This window comes from Thermus sp. LT1-2-5, assembly GCF_040363165.1.
In the GTDB taxonomy this organism is placed as follows: domain Bacteria; phylum Deinococcota; class Deinococci; order Deinococcales; family Thermaceae; genus Thermus.
Map to the genome: position 1 here is coordinate 314,981 of NZ_BSRG01000001.1, position 17,535 is coordinate 332,515.

Genomic DNA, 17,535 nt, shown 5'->3' on the forward strand with positions numbered 1-17,535 from the left:
GAGGAGGTTCCCATGAAAGGGCATCCCGAGGTGATCCAGAGCCTACAAGACAGGCTTTCCGAGGAGCTTGCCGCCATCTTGCAGTACATGGTTCATGCGGAGATGGCGGAGAACTGGGGCTTCAAGGCCCTGGCCCGCCACCTGAAGGCCCACGCCATCACCGAGATGCGCCATGCGGAGAGGCACATCGAGCGGATCCTCTTCTTGGAAGGTTTCCCCGAGGTGAGCCGCATTGGGGAGATCCGCATCGGCAAGAGCGTGGAGGAGATCCTCTTCCGCGACTACGAGGGGGAGTTGATGGCGGTGAAGGGCTACAACGAAACCATGAACCTGGCCCAGTCCCTGGGGGACAACGGCACCCGGGACCTGGTGGCGGAAATCCTCAAGGACGAGGAGGCCCACGTGGACTGGCTGGAGACGCAACGGGAGCTCAAGGAACAGATGGGCCTCGCCAACTACCTGCAGTACCTGGCGGGGGAGGCGGAGTAACTAGGCCACGGGCGCCTTCAGGTTCTTGCGGGCCCATCGATCGATGGCGGCGATAACCGCCTCCAATTCCCGGCCCGCCTCGGTGAGGCTGTAGCGGGTCCTGGGGGGCATGTGGGACTCCACCCGCTTCTCCACCAGGCCCAGGGAAACCAGATGCTCTAAGCGCTGGGAAAGCGTGGCGGGGTTCACGCCACCGATGGCCCGGGAAAGCTCATTGAAGCCCTTAGGGCCCTCGAGGAGGGCGCGGACGATGTGCAAGGTCCACTTCTCCTGAAGGAGGTTAAGGGCCGCGTAGACCGGGCAGAAGGCCGCCTCGTGCTCGGCCATGGGACCATTGTACCACGGGGCCTGGGGCCACGGATTTCCCTGTTTCCACGCGTATGGCGCGGATTTTGCTTGCCCACCTTGCCTTCCCCGGGTTCCTTGTGGAAGCATGGAAGGAAAAGGAGGTGGGTATGGAGATCACGCTTTCCGTGCTCAAAGCGGATATCGGCTCCGTGGGCGGGCACACCTTGCCAAGCCGCCGGGTGCTCGCCAAGGTGGAGGCGGTGGGGCGGGAGGCGGTAGGCCGCCTGCTCCTAGACGCCTACGTCTTCCACATCGGCGACGACATCGTCCTCCTCATGAGCCACACCCAGGGCCCCCGCCACCCCGAGGTGCACGGCCTTGCCTGGCGGGCCTTTCAGGAGGGAACGGCGGTGGCCAAGGAGGAGGGGCTTTACGGGGCGGGTCAGGACCTCTTGAAGGACGCCTTCACCGGCAACCTCCACGGCCTAGGCCCCCAGGTGGCGGAGATGACCTTTGAGGAGCGGCCCGCCGAGCCCTTTTTGGTTTTGGCGGCGGACAAAACCGAGCCCGGGGCCTTTAACCTCCCCCTGTACCTGGCCTTCGCCGATCCCATGTACGCCTCGGGCCTCCTCCTTTCGCCCGACCTGAGGCCAGGCTTTCGCTTTCGCATCATGGACCTGGCCCAGACGGAGCGGGACAGCTACATCACCCTGGACGCCCCCGAGCGGCTTTACGATATCGCCACCCTGCTTCGCGACTCCCACCGCTTCGCCCTCGAGTCCATCTGGTCCCGCAAGCACGGGGAGATCGCCGCGGTGGTGAGCACCACCCGGCTAAGGAACATTGCGGGCCGCTACGTGGGCAAGGACGACCCGGTGGCCCTCATCCGCACCCAGAAGATCTTCCCCGCCACGGAGGAGTTCGGTCCGCCCTTCGCCCTGGCCCCCTTCGTGGCCGGGGACACCCGGGGAAGCCACCATATGCCCCTGATGCCGGTGAAGGCCAACACCCAGGCTTCCAGCTTTTTCTGCGTCCCCATGGTCTGCGGCCTCGCTTTTTCCCTCAAGGAAGGGAGGTTTTCCGAACCCGTGGACCTCTTTGCCGACCCCGTGTGGGATGCGGTGCGGGCCAAGGTGGTAGAGAAGGCCCAGGAGATGCGCCGCCAGGGCTTCTACGGCCCTGCCATGCTCCCTATGGAGGAGCTGGAGTATACGGGGATTGCGGAGCGGCTGAAGGAGCTAGCCCAGGAGTTCACGTAGCATAAGGGCGTGGAGGTCCTCGAGGCTTTAGCGAAGGCCCGTCTCCTGCCCCTTCTCACCGTGCGGGGCGGTGAGGACCTTTGGGGCTTAGCCCGGGTGTTGCGGGAAGAAGGGGTCGAGGTTTTGGAGATTACCCTTCGTACGCCCCAAGGGCTCGAGGCGCTCAAGGCGTTGCGGGATAGAGGCTTATTCCTCGGCGCGGGCACGGTTCGTAGCCCGAAGGAGGCAGAGGCGGCCTTGGCCGCGGGCGCGCGGTTTTTGGTTTCGCCGGGTCTAAAGGAGGAGGTGGCCCGGTTAGCCCAAGAGGAAGGTGTGCCCTACTTTCCCGGCGTCCTCACCCCCACGGAGGTGGAAAGGGCTTTGGAGCTTGGCCTTTTCGCCCTCAAGTTCTTTCCCGCAGAGCCTTTTCGGGGCGCTCAGGTGCTTAGGGCCTACGCCGAGGTTTTCCCGGAGGTACGCTTCCTTCCCACGGGAGGGATCCAGGAAGAGCACCTTCCCCTTTATGCTCCCTTGCCCAACCTTTTGGCCGTCGGGGGAAGCTGGCTCCTAACGGGGCAGATGGATCAGATCCGCGCGCGTATCCGCACGGCCAAGGGTATCCTCAGGCCCCAAGCTCACGGCTGACGCGCCGGGCTGTGTCCTGGACTGCCTCGGCCACCTCGGGGATGCGGTGCTCGTCCAGGTAGACGGAGGCGGTGGAAACGCTTACCGCCGCCACAGGCTCCCCTTGGCCATTGAGGATGGGAGCGGCCACGCATCGCACTCCGGGTTCGTTTTCCTCTAGGTCTAAGGCGTATCCCCGGGCCCGGGTAAGGCGTAGCTCCTCGCGAAAGGCTTGATAGTCCGTTACCGTCCTGGGGGTGCGTTTCAGGCCAGGGGTGAAGGCCTCTCGCCATCGCTCTTCAGGAAGGAAGGCCAAGATGGCCTTGCCCAAGGCTGTGGACTGGGCGGGGAAGCGGCTGCCGATTTGGCTAGCCAAAACAAGCTCGCGCTTGCCTGGGACCTTATCGATATAGACAACTTCCCGACCCTCCAAAACGGCCAGGTGCACCGTCTCCTTCGTGGTGTCCCGGAGGGCCTCGAGGTGGGGGCGGGCCAGGGCGGGAAGGTGTAACTGGCCGTAGGCCTTAAACCCCAAGCGGATCAGCTTGGGCCCAAGAAAGTAGCCTTTTCGCGGCTCGTGGCGCAGGTAGCCTGCCCGGCTAAGGGCGCTGAGGATCCGGTGGGCCGTGCTTCGGCTAAGCCCTAAGGTTTCGGCGAGGCTTTTTAGGTCGTGCACCCCCTCGGCCACTCGCTCCATGAGCCACAAGCCGCGGAGAAGGGTCTGGGCACCCTCCGTTTCCTCCAGGGTTTCCCGCCGCATATTTCCATTATATGGGAGCAGGAGGGATATTGACAATATGTGGGAGTAGGTAGTATATAGTGGGACGAAAAGGAAAGGCGGTGAGCGGCGATGAAGCGTATAGGGGTTGTAGGGGCGGTTTTGGCACTAGGCTTGGTTTGGGGACAGACGTACACCCTTCGCTTTAACCACGTCCTGGGGCCCAACCATCCCTACCATGCTGGCCTTCAGGCTTGGGCGGAACGGGTGGCAGAGCGGACCAAGGGGGACCTGCGGATCCTGGTCTTCCATAGCGCCCAACTAGGGGTAGAGGAAGACATCATCGAGCAGCTGCGGCAAGGGGTGCCGGTGGGTCAAAACACCGACGGGGCTCGGCTGGGCAACTACGTGAAGGAACTTGGGGTGTTCAACGGCCCTTACTTTGTGGAGGACTACGCCACCGTTGAGCGCCTGATTAACCTGCCCGTGGTCCAGGGCTGGGTTGAGCGCCTTGCCCAGCAGTATGGCATCCGCGTCCTCTGCTTTAACTGGGTCCAGGGGTACCGGCATTTTATGACCAATAGACCCGTACGCCGACCCGAGGACCTCCGCGGCTTGCGCATTCGCACGCCGCCAGCGCCCGTTTGGCAGGAATCGGTGCGGGCTCTGGGAGCCACCCCCGTGGCCTTGCCTTTCGGAGAAATCTACTCCGCCTTGCAGCAGCGGGCCATCGACGGCGCCGAGCTCGTTTACGCCAACATCCCCGACATGAGCCTTTGGGAGGTGCTGCGTTACGTGAACGAGACCAAGCACTTCCTCCTCATCAACTTCGAGGTGGTGGGGGAGGCCTGGTACCGACGGCTACCGGCCAATTACCGGCAGATCCTCCGGGAGGAGTGTGTGCGGGCAGGCCGGGAAACCTCCCAGCGCATCGCCGCGGAGGAGGAGCGGATCAAATCCCTTATCCAGCAACGGGGCATGACCATCGTGAGCGATGTCGACCTGGCGGCCTTCCGACGGGCGGCGGAAACCGCTTACGAGCGCCTTGGACTTAAGAGCATCCGGGACGCCTTGTACCAGGCTTTGCGGCGCTAAGGGGAAGGCCCCGGTATCTCCGGGGCCTTCCCCGAGTCAGGAGGGGACCTTGCGGGAACGGATCCTTCGTTGGGAAGAGGGCTTGGCCGTTATCTTCCTTGCTGCTTCTGCCCTTGTTGTGTTCGCGGGGGGGGTAGGGCGGTTCTTGGGGCATCCTCTGGACTGGTCCATGGACCTGGCCACCTTCTCCTTCGCTTGGGCGGTTTTCTTGGGGGCAGATCTAGCACTTAGGGAAAATCGGCACGTGGCGGTGGACAATCTAGCACGTTTGTTCCCTCCCAAGGCGCGCCGGTGGGTTCAACTGGCAACCTGGGCCCTCGTGGCCGTGTTCTTGCTAACCCTCTTTGCCTATAGCCTTGTGGCGGCCTATCAGACCCGCTTCCGTAGCTTCCAAGGGGTACCAGGTTTTAGCTACGCCTGGGTTACCCTGAGCGTGAGCCTGGGAAGCTTTCTCATGTTCACCACCGCCTTGGAGCGGGTTCGGCGCATCCTTAAGGGGTAAGGCATGCTCTTGAGCTTTCTGGTCTTCTTGGGCCTGGTCCTTCTGGGGATGCCCGTGGTCTTCGCCATTGGGATCGGAGGGCTGGTCTTCTTCCTCACCCAGCCGGAGCTCCAGCTCATCATGCCCGTGCAGCTGGCCTTGGCGGAAACCCAGAACTTTTCCCTCTTGGCCATCCCCACCTTCATCCTGGCCAGCAACCTCATGAACGAGCTAGGCGTGACCCGTAGGCTCCTCCAGTTCGCCCATACCCTTACGGGCTTTTTGCGGGGCGGCTTGGCCCAGGTGAGCGTGCTCTTAGGGTTCCTCATGGGCGGGGTCTCCGGCTCGGCCATCGCTGATGCCACCATGCAGACCAGGCTCCTGGGGCCCGAGATGGCGCGGAAGGGGTATCCCAGGGGCTTCATCGCGGCGCTGCAAGGGTTTTCCGGCCTCCTCGCCGTGGCGATTCCCCCGAGCATCGGCCTCATCCTCTACGGGAGCATCGGGCAGGTGTCCATCGGCCAGCTCTTCGCTGGGGGCATCGGGGTGGGGATCCTCATGGCCCTGGCCTACATGCTCACCGTGGCCCTCCTGGCCCGGCGAAGGGGGTACCTGCCCGAAAACCCCAGCCCGCCCACGGCCCGGGAGCTTTTCCAAGCGTTGAGGGAGAGTTTCTTTGCCGTGCTCTTTCCCTTCTTGCTCCTGGCGACCCTCCGCTTCGGCGTCTTCGTCCCCTCGGAGGTGGGGGCGGCTGCGGTGGTCTACGCCCTCTTGGTGGGGTTTATCTACCGGGAGCTCTCCTGGCAGCGGGTGCGGCGCGCCCTGGAGCACTCCGTGCGGGACGTGGGCATGGTGGCCCTCCTCATCAGCATGGCCGCGGTGCTGGGGTACGGGATGAAGTGGGAGATGTTCCCCCAGAAGGTTTCCGGGTTCCTCCTCGAGGCCGTACAAAACCCCCAGGTGGCCCTCCTCCTCATCCTCCTCGCCCTGCTCCTCCTCGGTACCATCCTGGACTCCACGGTGATGATCATCCTCCTCACCCCCATCCTGGTCCCCGCGGCCAAGGCCTTGGGGATCGACCTGGTCTACTTCGGCGTGCTCATGGTCCTCACCTGCGCCGTGGGGCTCCTCACCCCACCCGTGGGGCTTTCCATGTACTCCGTCTGCTCGGTCATGGGCTGCGGCCTGGGGGAGTACGTGCGGGAGGGATGGCCCTTCTTGGTGGCCACGCTCTTGGTGCTCCTTTTGGCCTTTTTCTTCCCCGGGGTGGTCCTTTTCCTGCCCCGGCTCCTCTTCTAGGGGTGAAGCATGCGGCTTAAAGGGAAACGGGCGCTTGTCATTGCGGCGGGGCAAGGCATTGGCCGGGCCATCGCCGAGGCTTTCCAAAGGGAAGGGGCCGAGGTCCTCGGGGCCACGCTGCACCCGGAAAAGCTTGCGGGGGTGGTGCCCGCGGTGCGGCTGGATGCCCGGGACAAGGAGGCGGTCTTCGCCCTTATCCAGGGCATGGAGCGGTTGGACGTCCTGGTGAACGCCCAGGGCGTGGTGCCCGTGGGGGGGATTGCGGAGGCCACGGACGAGGACTGGGACGAGGCCTTCCTCCTCAATGCCAAAAGCGTCTTCTGGGTCATGCAGGCGGCGCTTCCCAAGATGGCGGCCCAGGGCGGGGGGAGCGTGATCAACATCGCCTCGGTGGCCGCCTTCAAAATGGTGCCCCAACGCTTCGTGTACGCCGCCACCAAGGCGGCGGTGGTGGCCATGACCAAGGCGGCGGCCTTGGAGTTTGCCCCCTATGGGGTGCGGGTGAACGCCATCTGCCCGGGGACCGTGGACACGCCCTCCCTCCGGGAGCGGGCAGGGGGGGAGGAGGGGCTTAAGGCCTTCGCCGAGCGGCAGCTCCTCAAGCGGTTAGGCCGGCCCGAGGAGATCGCGGCCCTAGCCGTCTACCTGGCCTCGGACGAGGGCGCCTTCGCCACGGGGGGCGCCTTTGTGGTGGACGGGGGGATGAGCCTATGAGGTGGCGGGCGGAGTCCCTCCTGGCCTGGACGGAACGCCTTCTCCAAAAGGCTGGGGCTGACCTCCCCTCCGCCCAGGCGGTGGCCTGGTCCCTGGTGGAGGCGGACCTCAGGGGTGTAGGGAGCCACGGCCTCCTGCGCCTGCCCGTCTACCTGCGCCGCCTCGAGGCGGGCCTCGTGCACCCAAGCCCCGCCCTCCCCGCCGAGGTGCGGGGCCCGGTGGCCCTCTTGGACGGGGAGCACGGCTTCGGGCCCCGGGTGGCCCTGCGGGCGGCGGAGCTGGCCCAATCCCTCGCCCGGGCCCACGGCCTGGGGGCGGTGGCGGTGCGGCGGAGCACCCACTTCGGCATGGCGGGGCTTTATGCGGAAAGGCTGGCCCAAGAGGGGTTATTGGCCATGGTGACCACCAACGCCGAGCCCGATGTGGTGCCCTTCGGCGGCCGGGAAAAGGCCTTGGGCACCAACCCCCTGGCCTTCGCCGCCCCCGCGCCGCAGGGGATTTTGGTGGTGGACCTCGCCACCGCGGAGAGCGCCATGGGCAAGGTCTTTCTCGCCCGGGAAAGGGGGGAGAGGATCCCCCCAAGCTGGGCGGTGGACCGGGAGGGCCAGCCCACGGAGGACCCCGAGCGGGTGTACGCCTTAAGGCCCCTGGGGGGCCCCAAGGGGTACGCCCTGGCCCTTTTGGTGGAGGTCCTCTCCGGGGCGCTCACGGGAGCCGGGATCGCCCACGGCATCGGCCGCATGTACGACGAGTGGGACCGGCCCCAGGATGTGGGCCACTTCGTCTTGGCCCTGGACCCGGAGGCCTTCCTGGGCCGGAAGGCCTTCCTGGAGCGGATGGGAGCGCTTTGGCAGGCCCTCAAGGCCACGCCCCCCGCCCCGGGCCACACGGAGGTCTTCCTGCCCGGGGAGTTGGAGGCGCGCAGGCGGGCGAAGGCCTTGGCGGAGGGCCTCGAGCTTCCGGAGAAACTGGTGCGGGAGCTCCGGGCCTTGGGCGAGCGCTACGGCGTTCCTTGGAGGGACGATGCCTGAGGTGGTGACCGCGGGGGAGCCCTTGGTGGCCCTGGTACCCCTGGAGCCTGGCCACCTGCGGGGCAGGCGGCTTTTGGAAGTCCACGTGGGCGGGGCGGAGGTGAACGTGGCCGTGGCCTTGGCCCGGCTCGGGGTGCGGGTGGGCTTCGTGGGGCAGGTGGGGGAGGACGAGCTTGGGGCCTTGGTGGAGGAGAGGCTCAGGGCGGAGGGGGTGGACCTGCGCCACTTCCACCGGGTTCCGGGCTTCACCGGGTTGTACCTGAGGGAGCTTTTGCCCTTGGGGCAGGGCCGGGCCTTCTACTACCGAAAGGGCTCCGCGGCCAGCGCCCTCGGCCCAGGGGTCTTCGACCCGGGGTATCTGGAGGGGGCGCGTTTCCTTCACCTGAGCGGCATCACCCCAGCCCTTTCCCCCAGCTGCCGGGCCTTCGCCCTTTGGGCCATGGAGGAGGCCAAGAGGCGGGGGGTAAGGGTGAGCCTGGACGTGAACTACCGCCAGGCCCTCTGGCCGCCGGAGGCCGCGCGGGCCTTTTTGCAGGAAGCCCTCCCCTGGGTGGATCTCCTCTTCCTGAGCGACGAGGAGGCGGCGCTCCTCTTCGGGGATGGGGAAAGGGCCCAAGCGCTAGGCGCCCCGGAGGTGGTCCTCAAGCGGGGCAAGGCGGGGGCCACCGCCTGGGTGGCGGGGGAGCGGGTGGAGGGGGAGGCCTTCCCCGTGGCGGCGGTGGACCCTGTGGGCGCGGGGGACGCGTTCGCCGCCGGGTATCTGGCAGGGCACCTCTTGGGCCTAGGGGTGGCGGAACGCCTGCGCCTCGCCAACCTGCTCGGGGCCTGTGTGGCGGCGAGCCGGGGGGACCACGAGGGAGCGCCCTACCGGGAGGATCTGGAGGCCCTTCTGGAGGGCCGCGCCCGATTTTTTCGCTAGGAGGTACGCATGCAACGCGCTGCGCTGGTAACGGGAGGTAGCCGGGGCATTGGCCGGGCCATCGCCGAGGCCTTGTTGCGGCGGGGTTTCCGGGTGGCCATCGCAAGCCGCCATCCCCAGGAGGCGGTGACGGCCTGGCAGGCGGAGGGGCTTCCCGCCCACGCCTTGGCCGTAGACCTGGAGCGGGAGGACCTCGAGGCCTTGGTGGGGCGGGCGGCGGAGGTTATGGGGGGGCTTCACGTCCTGGTCCACGCTGCGGCGGTAAACGTGCGCAAGCCCGCCCTGGAGCTCTCCTACGAGGAGTGGCGCCGCGTCCTCTACCTCCACCTGGACGCGGCCTTCCTCCTAGCCAAGGCCGCAGCTCCCCATATGGCCCGGGCGGGCTGGGGGCGGGTCCTCTTCCTGGGCTCCGTGACCACCTTCACCGCCGGGGGGCCGGTGCCCATCCCCGCCTACACCACGGCCAAGACCGCCCTCCTGGGCCTTACCCGGGCCCTGGCCAAGGAGTGGGCTCCCTTGGGGATCCGGGTGAACCTCCTCTGCCCCGGGTACGTGGAGACGGACTTCACCCTGCCTGTGCGGCAGAACCCTGAGCTCTTCGGCCCCATCACCGCCCGCATCCCCCTGGGCCGCTGGGCCAAGCCCGAGGAGATCGCCCGGGTGGCGGCGGTCCTCTGCGGGGAGGAGGCGGAGTACCTCACGGGGCAGGCGGTGGTGGTGGACGGGGGGTTCCTCGCCTACTGAGGCCTCCGTGCCACCAGGGTGAGGAGGGTGTAGCTGGCCACGGTCTTGCCCTCCTGGTTCACCACCTCCACCGCCCACTCCACCACCCCCGTCTTCTCGTCCCGGGGGCGCTTGGCCTTCACCGTGAGGCGGGCCTGGAGGGTGTCCCCTGCGGCCACGGGCTCGGTGAAGCGGAGGCCCTCCAGGCCGTAGTTGGCCAGGACGGGCCCCGGGGCGGGGTCCACGAAGAGCCCGGCGGCGGCGGCCAGGACGAAGTACCCGTGGGCCACCCGCTTCCCGAAGAGGCTCTTTTGGGCGGCCAGCTCGTCCGTGTGGGCGTAGAAGTGGTCCCAGGAGAGGTGGGCGAAGAAGGCGATGTCCGCCTCGGTGACGGTGCGGCGGTGGGTGGTGAGGGTTTCCCCCACCTGGAGCTCCTCGTAGAACTTCCGGAAGGGGTGGACCTGGGCGGGGGTTTCCGCCCCCTTGGCGTACTCCGAGAGGAGGGACTGGAGGGTATGGGGGTCGCCCTGGAGGGCGAGGCGGGCCAGGTGGCGCTTCACGGAAAGGAGCCCCCCGAGCTCCTCCCCGCCCCCCGCCCGGCCCGGCCCCCCGTGGAGGAGGCGGGGCAGGGGGGAGCCGTGGCCCGTGGAGGCGTGGGCGTCGCGGCGGTTGAGGAGGTGGAGCCGGCCCACCTCCCCCGAAAGCCCCCAAAGCCAGAAGCGGGCCTCCTCGAGGTCCAGGGTGGCCAGGGTGGCTACCAGCATGCCCCCGCCGAGCCGGGCCAGGTCCAAGGCCTCCTCCCGGGTGCGGTAGGGGAAGAAGGTGGCCACGGGCCCAAAGGGCTCCACCTGGTGCAGCGTGGGGGCGAAGGGGTCTTGGGCCAGGAGGAGGGTGGGGGGGAAGAAGGCCCCGTCCCTCCGGCCTTCGTGCTGCCAGTAGACCTCGGCCCCCGCCCGGCGGAGAGCCGCCACCGCCCCTTCCACCTCCTCCTTCTGGGCTAGGGAGGCCAGGGGGCCCAGGTCCACGCCCTCCTCCCGGGGGTCGCCCAGGCGCAGGGGGGCAAGGCGGGCCTTGGTGGCCTCGAGGAGGTCCCCAAGCCGCCTTTCGGGCACCAGGACCCGGCGGATGGCGGTGCAGCGCTGCCCGGTCTTGAGGGTGAGCTCCTGGGCGATCTCCTCCGCCAGGCGCAACAGCTCCTCCTCCCCCGCCCCTTCCCCCAGGACGGCGGCGTTCAGGGAGTCGGTTTCGGCGTTGAAGTAGGCTCCCCGCTCCAGGAAGGCGGGGTGGCGCCGGATGCGGTCCGCCGTGGCCTTGGAGCCGGTGAAGTAGAGGCTGTCCCGGTGGTCCAAGGCGTCCAGGGCGTTCCCCAGGCCCCCCGCCACGAACTGGAAGCTCCCCTCGGGGAGGAGGCCCGACTCCAGCATCATCCGGGCCAGGGCCTCGGCCACGTGGGCCGTGGGGGTGGCGGGTTTGGCCAGGGTGGGAACCCCGGCTAGGAAAGCGGGGGCGAACTTCTCCAGGAGCCCCCAGACGGGGAAGTTGAAGGCGTTCACCTGGAGGGTCACCCCGCCCTTGGGCCCGAGGACGTGCCGCCCCTGGAAGGAAAGGTCCTTGGAAAGGGGGAGGTACTCCTCCTCCGGGAGGAGGTTGCCCTCGGGCAGGTGGCGGGCCAGGCTGGCGTAGGCGTAGAGAACCCCGATGCCCCCGTCCACGTCGTACCACGCATCCCGCCTTGTGCCCCCGGTAGTGGCGTAGAGGCGGTAAAGGGCCTCCTTGCGCTCCGAGAGGTACTGGGCCAAGGCCCTAAGCCGCCTTCCCCGCTCCGGGAAGCCCAGGGCCAAAAGGGCCTTCCCCCCCACCTCCCGGCCGTGGGCGATGGCCTCCTTGAGGGGAAGCCCCTCCGCCGTGACCCGAGCCAGCTCCTCGCCCGTGGCGGCGTCCCGGATGGGGACGCCCTCGCCTTCGCCTTCCCGCCATGCGCCTAGAAGGTAGCTTTGGAGCTTCATCCTCACACCGCCTTAAAGGCCTCGAACACCTCGCCGCAGGCGCCGCACTGGTAGAGCATCTTGCAGAGGGTAGCCCCGAAGGCGTTTTTAAGGGCCACCTCCCGGCTGCCGCACCGGGGGCAAGGGGGGTCCTGGTGGGCCATGGGGAGGGGCAGGGGCGGGGCGATGCCGTAGGCGGCCAGCTTCTCCTTGGCCTCCTCCGCCATGGCCTCCGTGGACCAAGGGGTGCGGGCCTCCTCCACCTCCACCGCCTCCGCCCCCGCCTTCTTCAGAGCCCGCACCATCTCCTCCCGGATGAGCTTTAGGGCGGGGCAGCCGGAGAAGGTGGGGCGGAAGCGCACCCGGACCCAGTTCCCCTCGGCCTCGAGGGAGAGGACCATCCCCATCTCCACGATGTTGAGGACGGGGATCTCGGGGTCCTTGACCCCCTTTAGGGCCTCCCAGTAGCGGTCTACCACGCCTTGGCCTCCGGGTCCCAACGGGCCACGGACTGCATCTCCGCTAGAAGCGACCATAGGTACTCCGTGTGCTCCTTCCGGCTTTTGGGCACGTAGCCCCCCTGGGGGGGCTTGAGCCCCGAGCGCTCCAGGTGGCGGGTGACCTCCTCCAGGTAAGGGGCCTCCAGGGCCTTCAGGTCCGGCACCACCCCCGCCTCCACCAAAGCCTCCTCCTCCGGGAGGGGGACGAACAGCTGCCTGGCGTAGGGGAAGAGGAGGTCTAAGGCCGCCTGGGCCCGGCGGTGGCTCTCCTCGGTGCCCTGGCCCAGGCGCTCCACCCAAAGGGCGGTGTGCCTCAAGTGGAAGCGCTCCTCCTTGCGGATGCGGCGGGCCACCTCGGCCAGGGGCTCGTAGGTGCTCCTTTCCGCCGCCTGGAGCCAGAGGTTCTCGTAGGCGTCGAAGAGGTACTGCCGCACCAGGGTAAAGGCCCAGTCCCCCTTGGGCAGCTCCACCAAGACGGCGTTTTGGTACTCCAGGGGGTCGCGGAAGAAGACGAGCCGGTCAGGGTCGGCCCCGTCCAGCTCCTGGCGGAGCTCCAGGTAGAGCTTGGCGTGGCCCAGCTCGTCCTGGGCCAGGTTGGCGATGGCGATGTCCTCCTCGAGGATGGGCGCATGGGCCACCCACTCGGACAGGCGCTGGGCCAGCACCACCTCGTCGTCGGCCAGGGCCGTGAGCTTGGCCACCAGGGCTTCCTTGAGGCACGGGTCAAGGGGCATCCTCCACCTCCTTGGCGGTGATGAGGCCGTAGTAGCTCTGCAAGCGGTAGGTCTTGTCCTTGGCCGGGGCGAACCAGCTTTCGATCACTTCCTCCTTGGGCTCCGTCCCCACCACCAGCCGCTCCGGCACCGTCCAGAAGGCCACCCCTTGGGCGTGGAGGAGCGCCTCTTTAATGGCCGAGGCCGGGCCCTTGGCCAGGAAGCGGCCCACCAGGTCGCCATAGACCATGCTCCGGCGGTGGCTCCGCTTGGCGAAAACCCAGTAGGCCTCCTCCGGCCCCACCTCCTCGGGCCAGGGGCCCTTCAGGCCCTCCTGCGTCAGGTGGAAGAAGGCCTCCGCCGGGGCCACGAAGAGGGCGTAGGCGGAAGGCCGACGCACGAAGACGTGCCGGGCCAAAAGGAGGGCGTGCTCGGGGTCGGTGGCGTGCACCGAGCCCACCATCTGGGGCGGGCTTTTGGGGGTGTCCTGCTTGATGACCTCGTAGCGGGGCCACTCCGTTCCCCACATGGCTCCCTCCTAGTCCGCCGCCTGGGCCAAGCGGCGCTTGGCGTGGGCCTCCATGGCCTCCCGTACCCAGCGCCCTTCCTCGTGCGCCCGTTGCCTGGCCAACAGGCGGTGGCGGTTCATGGGGCCTTCCCCTTGGATCACCTTCCAGAACTCGTCCCAGGGGATGGGGCCGTGGACCCAGTTCCCCGTCTTCTCGTCGTAGCGGAGCTCGGGGTCGGGGGGGATAAGCCCCGCCTCGAGGAGCTCCGGCACGTGCTCGTTCAGGAACTCCTGGCGGATCTGGTCGTTGGTCTTGGTCTTGATGCCCCAGCGCAGGAGGAGGGGGGTATGGGGGGAGTCGGTGTCGTGGGGCCCGGCCATCATCAGGGTAGGCCACCACCAGCGGTTTAGGGCATCCTGGACCATCTGCCGCTGCTTCCGGGACCCCTTGGCGTAGAGGAGGACCGCCTCCTTGCCCTGCTTGTGGTGGAAGGTCTCCTCGGCGCAGATGCGCACCATGGCCCGGGAGTAGGGCCCGTAGGAGCACTGGGCCAGCATGGTCTGGTTCTTGATGGCCATGCCGTCCACCAGCCAGCCGATGATGCCCACGTCGGCCCAGGTGAGGGTGGGGTAGTTGAAGATGTTGGAGTACTTGGCCTGCCCCGCTAGCAGGGCCTCCACCATCTCCTCCCGGGTCACCCCGAGGGTTTCTGCGGCGTGGTAAAGGTACTGGCCGTGCCCCGCCTCGTCCTGCACCTTGGCCAGGAGGATGAGCTTGCGCCTCAGGGAAGGGGCCCGGGTGATCCAGGCGCCTTCGGGGAGCATGCCCACCCACTCGCTGTGGGCGTGCTGGGAGATCATGCGGACAAGCTGCCTGCGGTACTCCGCCGGCATCCAGTCCCCGGGCTCGATCTTCTCCCCCCGGGCGATCCTGGCCTCAAACTCCGCAAGCCTTTCCGGGTAGTCTGGGTCCTCCGGGTAGCCGATCCTAAGCTTCACCATCCGCGCCTCCTTCCTCCACGCCAAGAGCCCGAAGCACGAGCCCGGCGTAAGCTTCCGCAAGCTCCTCCAGGGAAAGCGGCCCATCGGGCCTGTACCACTGGTAGGTCCAGTTGAGGGCCGAAAGGACGAAGAGGGTGGCGAGGCGCACGTTCTCCACGCGGAAGACGCCCTTCTCCACCCCCTCTTGGATCACCCCTTGCACCCCCTCCTCGTAGCGGCGCCTCAGGGCCTTGGCCTCCTCCAGAAGGGGAGGGGAGAGGTGCTTCCACTCGTGGAAGAAGACCGTGGCCCGGGGAAGCTCCTCGGCGATGACCCGGAGGTGGCCTTTCACCAAGGCCTTCGCCCGCTCCACGGGGCCACCTGGGGGAAGGCTCTCCAAAACGGCGAGGAAGCGCTGGGCCGCCTGGCGGACCACCTCCAGGAGGATCTCCTCCTTGGACTGGATGTGGGCGTAGAGGCTTCCCCCTTGCAGGTTCAGGTGGCGGGCGAGTTCCCGCATGCTGGTGGCGTGGTAGCCTCGCTGGCTGAAGAGGGTTCCGGCCACGTGGAGGATCTCGTCCCGACGCTCCATGGCTAACGATCGTTTGTTAGTTTCGCACACCTGGGGCGAAGGGACAAGTGTCCTGGCTCACCTTCTCCCTTGACACTTGGGGGCGACGGGTATAGGGTGTACTTACCGACCGGTCGGTGAGCTATGGTGACCCCTACCAAGGACCGCATCCTCGAGGAGGCCGCCAAGCTCTTCACGGAGAAGGGCTACGAGGCCACCAGCGTCCAGGACATCGCCCAGGCCCTGGGCCTTTCCAAGGCGGCGCTCTACCACCACTTCCGGAGCAAGGAGGAGATCCTTTTGGCCATCAGCCTACAGGCCCTCGAGGGCCTGGTGCGGGCGGGAGAGGAGGCCCTGGCCTACCCGGACCCGGAGGAGGCCCTTCTCCGCTTCATGGAGGCCCACGCCCGCTACTTTGAGGAGAACTATTCCTTCTTTGTCACCATGCTCCAAGGCATCCAAAGCCTTTCCCCGGAAAACCGGGCGGCCACCCTTACCCTTCGCGACCAACACGAGGAAAACCTGCGGACCCTCCTCCGGCGGGGGGTGGAAACGGGCGCCTTCCGCCCGGTGGACGTGGCCCTGGCGGGGCGGGCGGTCCTTTCTCTTCTCAACTGGATGATCCGCTGGTTCCGCCCCGGCGGCCCCAAGCGGGCGGTGGAGTTCGCCCAAGCGTACCACGAGCTCATCCTTAGGGGGTTGAAGGATGGAGATCCCAGAGCACAAGGAGCTTAGAGAGGTGGCGCGCCGCTTCCTGCAGGAGGCGGCGCCCCTCCTGAAGCAATACGAGGAACAGGAGGCCTTCCCTTGGCCCTTGGTGGAACGCATGGGGCAGCTTGGCTTCCTGGGCGTTTTCGTCCCCGAGGCGCTGGGCGGGGCGGGGCTAGACTTCTTTGCCTACCTGGCCCTTTTGGAGGAGATGGGGGGCTACGCCTCCTTGCGCTCCATCCTCTCCGTGCAGCAAAGCCTGGTTCTCACCCCTCTCCTCACCTACGGGACGGAGGCGCAAAAGGCAAGGTACGTGCCCCGTTTGGCCCGGGGGGAGATCCTGGGCGCCTTCGGCCTCACCGAGCCTGAGGCGGGCTCGGATGCGGCAAGCCTCCGCACCCGGGCCTACCGGGAGGGCGACCACTACGTGCTGGAGGGCCAGAAAACCTTCATTTCCCACGGCAACGTGGCAGAGGTCTTCCTCGTCTTCGCCAAAACGGACCCGGAACAGGGGGCCAAGGGCATCACCTGTTTCCTGGTGGAGCGGCAAGACGGGGTGAGGACAAGCCCCTTGAAGGGAAAGCTCGGCCTGAAGGCGGCGGATACCGGGATGGTGTTCCTGGACGGGGTGCGGGTGCCGAAGGAAAGGGTCTTGGGGCGGGAGGGGGAGGGCTTCAAGATCGCCCTTTCCACCCTGGACACAGGCCGCATCTCCTTGGCGGCGGGAGCGGTGGGGCTTATGCGGCGGGCCTTGGACCTCTCCCTCAATTACGTAAGGGAAAGGCGGCAGTTCGGCCGGCCCATCGCCAGCTTCCAGCTCATCCAGGAGCACTTGGCGGAGATGAAGCTGGATTTGGAGGCCTCGAGGCTCCTCACCTACCAGGCGGCCTGGAAAAAGGTCAAGGGGGAGCCCTACACCCTCGAGGCCAGCCTGGCCAAGCTCCACGCCTCCGAGGCCGCCAACCGGGTGGCTTACCGGGCCATCCAGGTGCACGGCGGCTACGGCTTCTTTGAGGAGTACGAGGTGGCAAGGCTTTACCGGGACGCCCGGATCCTCACCCTGTACGAGGGGACCAGCGAGGTGCAGAAGCTCATCATCGGGGCCCACCTCACGGGGGTTCGGGCCTTCGCTTGAAAGGAGGCGCGCCATGCCCATGTACTTCGAGGACTTCCAGGTCGGCCAGCGCTTCACCACCCCTGCCCGCACCGTCACCGAGGCGGACGTGGTGAACTTCGCCGGGGTCTCCGGGGACTATAACCCCATTCACACCGACGCCGAGTTCGCCAAGGAAACCCCCTTTGGCCAGCGCATCGCCCACGGGCTTCTGGTGCTTTCCATGCTCACAGGGCTCAGGCAACGCTCGGGCCACTTCGAAGGTACCGTGATCGCCTGGATGGAGATCCGGAGCTACAAGTTCCTAAAGCCCGTCTTCATCGGGGACACGGTGCGGGGGGAAAGCGAGATCCTGGAGAAGCGGGAGACCTCCAAGCCCGACCGGGGCATCCTGGTGCAAAGGGTGAGGGTCTACAACCAGCGGAACGAGGTGGTGCAGGAGGGGGAGTTCGTGACCCTGGTGCGGCGGAGGCCGGCTTGAGCCCCTTTGCCCGCTGGTTCCAGGCCGAGGTCCTGAGGAAAGAGGGCGGCGAGGCGGAGCTCCGCCTTTCGGTGCGGGAGGAGTTCCTCCAGGGCCAGGGCCTGGTGCACGGGGGGATCCTGGCGGCGCTTTTGGATAGCGCCTTGGGCCAGGCGGTGGAAAGCCTGGGGGTGAAGGGGGTGACGGCGGAGCTTGCCATAAGCTACCTGCGGCCCGTGCGGGAGGGGGTGCTCCTCGCCCGGGGATGGGTGGTCCACCCCGGGCTCCACCTCCTCCACGCCGCCGGGGAGGCCCTCCTGGAGGGGAAGCGGGTGGCCTTCGCCAAGGGGGTCTTCTACCGGGTGGGCTAGGGCTA

22 protein-coding genes are annotated in these 17,535 nt (G+C 67.3%); 14 read left to right on the plus strand and 8 right to left on the minus strand.

What is annotated here, in order from left to right; genetic code table 11:
- Window positions 1-12 precede the first annotated feature (12 nt).
- Window positions 13-489, plus strand: a complete 477-nt coding sequence (gene bfr / locus ABXG85_RS01545; RefSeq protein ID WP_353511972.1) for a bacterioferritin — start codon at window positions 13-15, stop codon at window positions 487-489.
- Here the strand turns inward: bfr and ABXG85_RS01550 are convergent, their stop codons facing one another.
- On the minus strand, window positions 490-816 hold the full coding sequence (locus ABXG85_RS01550) for a winged helix-turn-helix transcriptional regulator (RefSeq protein WP_353511973.1): 327 nt from the start codon (window positions 814-816) through the stop codon (window positions 490-492).
- 128 nt (window positions 817-944) lie between these two features.
- Here ABXG85_RS01550 and fbp point away from each other — a divergent pair, with 128 nt between their 5' ends.
- Together fbp and ABXG85_RS01560 are read left to right on the plus strand one after the other, a co-directional pair.
- Window positions 945-2,036 carry a fructose-1,6-bisphosphate aldolase/phosphatase gene (fbp, locus tag ABXG85_RS01555; RefSeq protein ID WP_353511974.1) on the plus strand — a complete coding sequence of 364 codons (1,092 nt, stop codon included), beginning with the start codon at window positions 945-947 and terminating at the stop codon, window positions 2,034-2,036.
- Between the two features lie 9 nt (window positions 2,037-2,045).
- Window positions 2,046-2,660 carry a bifunctional 4-hydroxy-2-oxoglutarate aldolase/2-dehydro-3-deoxy-phosphogluconate aldolase gene (locus tag ABXG85_RS01560; protein WP_353511975.1) on the plus strand — a complete coding sequence of 205 codons (615 nt, stop codon included), beginning with the start codon at window positions 2,046-2,048 and terminating at the stop codon, window positions 2,658-2,660.
- Here ABXG85_RS01560 and ABXG85_RS01565 read toward each other — a convergent pair.
- Window positions 2,638-3,399, minus strand: coding sequence for an IclR family transcriptional regulator (locus tag ABXG85_RS01565; RefSeq protein ID WP_353511976.1), 762 nt, complete (start codon window positions 3,397-3,399; stop codon window positions 2,638-2,640). The genes ABXG85_RS01560 and ABXG85_RS01565 overlap by 23 nt on opposite strands.
- A gap of 132 nt (window positions 3,400-3,531) precedes the next feature.
- Here ABXG85_RS01565 and ABXG85_RS01570 point away from each other — a divergent pair, with 132 nt between their 5' ends.
- The 7 genes from ABXG85_RS01570 to ABXG85_RS01600 are packed head-to-tail and all read left to right on the plus strand — an operon-like array spanning window position 3,532 to window position 9,640.
- On the plus strand, window positions 3,532-4,452 hold the full coding sequence (locus ABXG85_RS01570; protein ID WP_353511977.1) for a C4-dicarboxylate TRAP transporter substrate-binding protein: 921 nt from the start codon (window positions 3,532-3,534) through the stop codon (window positions 4,450-4,452).
- Window positions 4,352-4,954 (plus strand): TRAP transporter small permease, encoded by a 603-nt coding sequence (locus ABXG85_RS01575; protein WP_353511978.1) that lies wholly within the window; start codon window positions 4,352-4,354, stop codon window positions 4,952-4,954. Before ABXG85_RS01570 ends, ABXG85_RS01575 begins: the two co-directional genes overlap by 101 nt.
- A 3-nt stretch (window positions 4,955-4,957) precedes the next feature.
- Window positions 4,958-6,232 (plus strand): TRAP transporter large permease, encoded by a 1,275-nt coding sequence (locus ABXG85_RS01580; protein WP_353511979.1) that lies wholly within the window; start codon window positions 4,958-4,960, stop codon window positions 6,230-6,232.
- A gap of 9 nt (window positions 6,233-6,241) precedes the next feature.
- On the plus strand, window positions 6,242-6,946 hold the full coding sequence (locus tag ABXG85_RS01585) for an SDR family oxidoreductase (RefSeq protein WP_353511980.1): 705 nt from the start codon (window positions 6,242-6,244) through the stop codon (window positions 6,944-6,946).
- Window positions 6,943-7,977, plus strand: a complete 1,035-nt coding sequence (locus tag ABXG85_RS01590; RefSeq protein ID WP_353511981.1) for an Ldh family oxidoreductase — start codon at window positions 6,943-6,945, stop codon at window positions 7,975-7,977. The genes ABXG85_RS01585 and ABXG85_RS01590 overlap by 4 nt, the downstream gene beginning before the upstream one ends.
- A complete protein-coding gene (locus ABXG85_RS01595) occupies window positions 7,970-8,896 on the plus strand; it encodes a sugar kinase (protein WP_353511982.1) in 927 nt (308 codons plus the stop codon). The genes ABXG85_RS01590 and ABXG85_RS01595 overlap by 8 nt, the downstream gene beginning before the upstream one ends.
- Before the next feature lie 9 nt (window positions 8,897-8,905).
- Complete coding sequence (locus tag ABXG85_RS01600; protein WP_353511983.1) at window positions 8,906-9,640, plus strand: SDR family NAD(P)-dependent oxidoreductase; 735 nt, start codon at window positions 8,906-8,908, stop codon at window positions 9,638-9,640.
- Here ABXG85_RS01600 and paaZ read toward each other — a convergent pair.
- The 6 genes from paaZ to ABXG85_RS01630 are packed head-to-tail and all read right to left on the minus strand — an operon-like array spanning window position 9,634 to window position 14,898.
- A complete protein-coding gene (gene paaZ, locus ABXG85_RS01605; RefSeq protein WP_353512065.1) occupies window positions 9,634-11,625 on the minus strand; it encodes a phenylacetic acid degradation bifunctional protein PaaZ in 1,992 nt (663 codons plus the stop codon). The genes ABXG85_RS01600 and paaZ overlap by 7 nt on opposite strands.
- A gap of 2 nt (window positions 11,626-11,627) precedes the next feature.
- Window positions 11,628-12,083 carry a 1,2-phenylacetyl-CoA epoxidase subunit PaaD gene (paaD, locus tag ABXG85_RS01610; RefSeq protein WP_353511984.1) on the minus strand — a complete coding sequence of 152 codons (456 nt, stop codon included), beginning with the start codon at window positions 12,081-12,083 and terminating at the stop codon, window positions 11,628-11,630.
- Window positions 12,077-12,838 (minus strand): 1,2-phenylacetyl-CoA epoxidase subunit PaaC, encoded by a 762-nt coding sequence (gene paaC, locus ABXG85_RS01615; protein WP_353511985.1) that lies wholly within the window; start codon window positions 12,836-12,838, stop codon window positions 12,077-12,079. Before paaC ends, paaD begins: the two co-directional genes overlap by 7 nt.
- Window positions 12,828-13,346 carry a phenylacetic acid degradation protein gene (locus ABXG85_RS01620; RefSeq protein ID WP_353511986.1) on the minus strand — a complete coding sequence of 173 codons (519 nt, stop codon included), beginning with the start codon at window positions 13,344-13,346 and terminating at the stop codon, window positions 12,828-12,830. The genes paaC and ABXG85_RS01620 overlap by 11 nt, the downstream gene beginning before the upstream one ends.
- Before the next feature lie 9 nt (window positions 13,347-13,355).
- On the minus strand, window positions 13,356-14,327 hold the full coding sequence (paaA, locus tag ABXG85_RS01625) for a 1,2-phenylacetyl-CoA epoxidase subunit PaaA (protein WP_353511987.1): 972 nt from the start codon (window positions 14,325-14,327) through the stop codon (window positions 13,356-13,358).
- A complete protein-coding gene (locus tag ABXG85_RS01630; protein WP_353511988.1) occupies window positions 14,314-14,898 on the minus strand; it encodes a TetR/AcrR family transcriptional regulator in 585 nt (194 codons plus the stop codon). The genes paaA and ABXG85_RS01630 overlap by 14 nt, the downstream gene beginning before the upstream one ends.
- Window positions 14,899-15,021: 123 nt before the next feature.
- On the opposite strand from ABXG85_RS01630, the gene ABXG85_RS01635 reads away from it, so the two are divergent.
- Genes ABXG85_RS01635 through ABXG85_RS01650 form a run of 4 tightly spaced genes read left to right on the plus strand, consistent with a single transcriptional unit; the run spans window position 15,022 to window position 17,530 of the window.
- Entirely contained in the window at window positions 15,022-15,612 is a 591-nt protein-coding gene (locus ABXG85_RS01635) for a TetR/AcrR family transcriptional regulator (RefSeq protein ID WP_353511989.1), read from the plus strand.
- Window positions 15,584-16,720: an acyl-CoA dehydrogenase family protein gene (locus tag ABXG85_RS01640; protein ID WP_353511990.1), complete on the plus strand. Its 1,137-nt coding sequence runs from the start codon at window positions 15,584-15,586 to the stop codon at window positions 16,718-16,720. The genes ABXG85_RS01635 and ABXG85_RS01640 overlap by 29 nt, the downstream gene beginning before the upstream one ends.
- A 13-nt stretch (window positions 16,721-16,733) precedes the next feature.
- Window positions 16,734-17,180 (plus strand): MaoC family dehydratase, encoded by a 447-nt coding sequence (locus ABXG85_RS01645; protein ID WP_353511991.1) that lies wholly within the window; start codon window positions 16,734-16,736, stop codon window positions 17,178-17,180.
- Window positions 17,177-17,530 (plus strand): PaaI family thioesterase, encoded by a 354-nt coding sequence (locus ABXG85_RS01650; RefSeq protein WP_353511992.1) that lies wholly within the window; start codon window positions 17,177-17,179, stop codon window positions 17,528-17,530. The genes ABXG85_RS01645 and ABXG85_RS01650 overlap by 4 nt, the downstream gene beginning before the upstream one ends.
- Window positions 17,531-17,535: the final 5 nt, after the last annotated feature.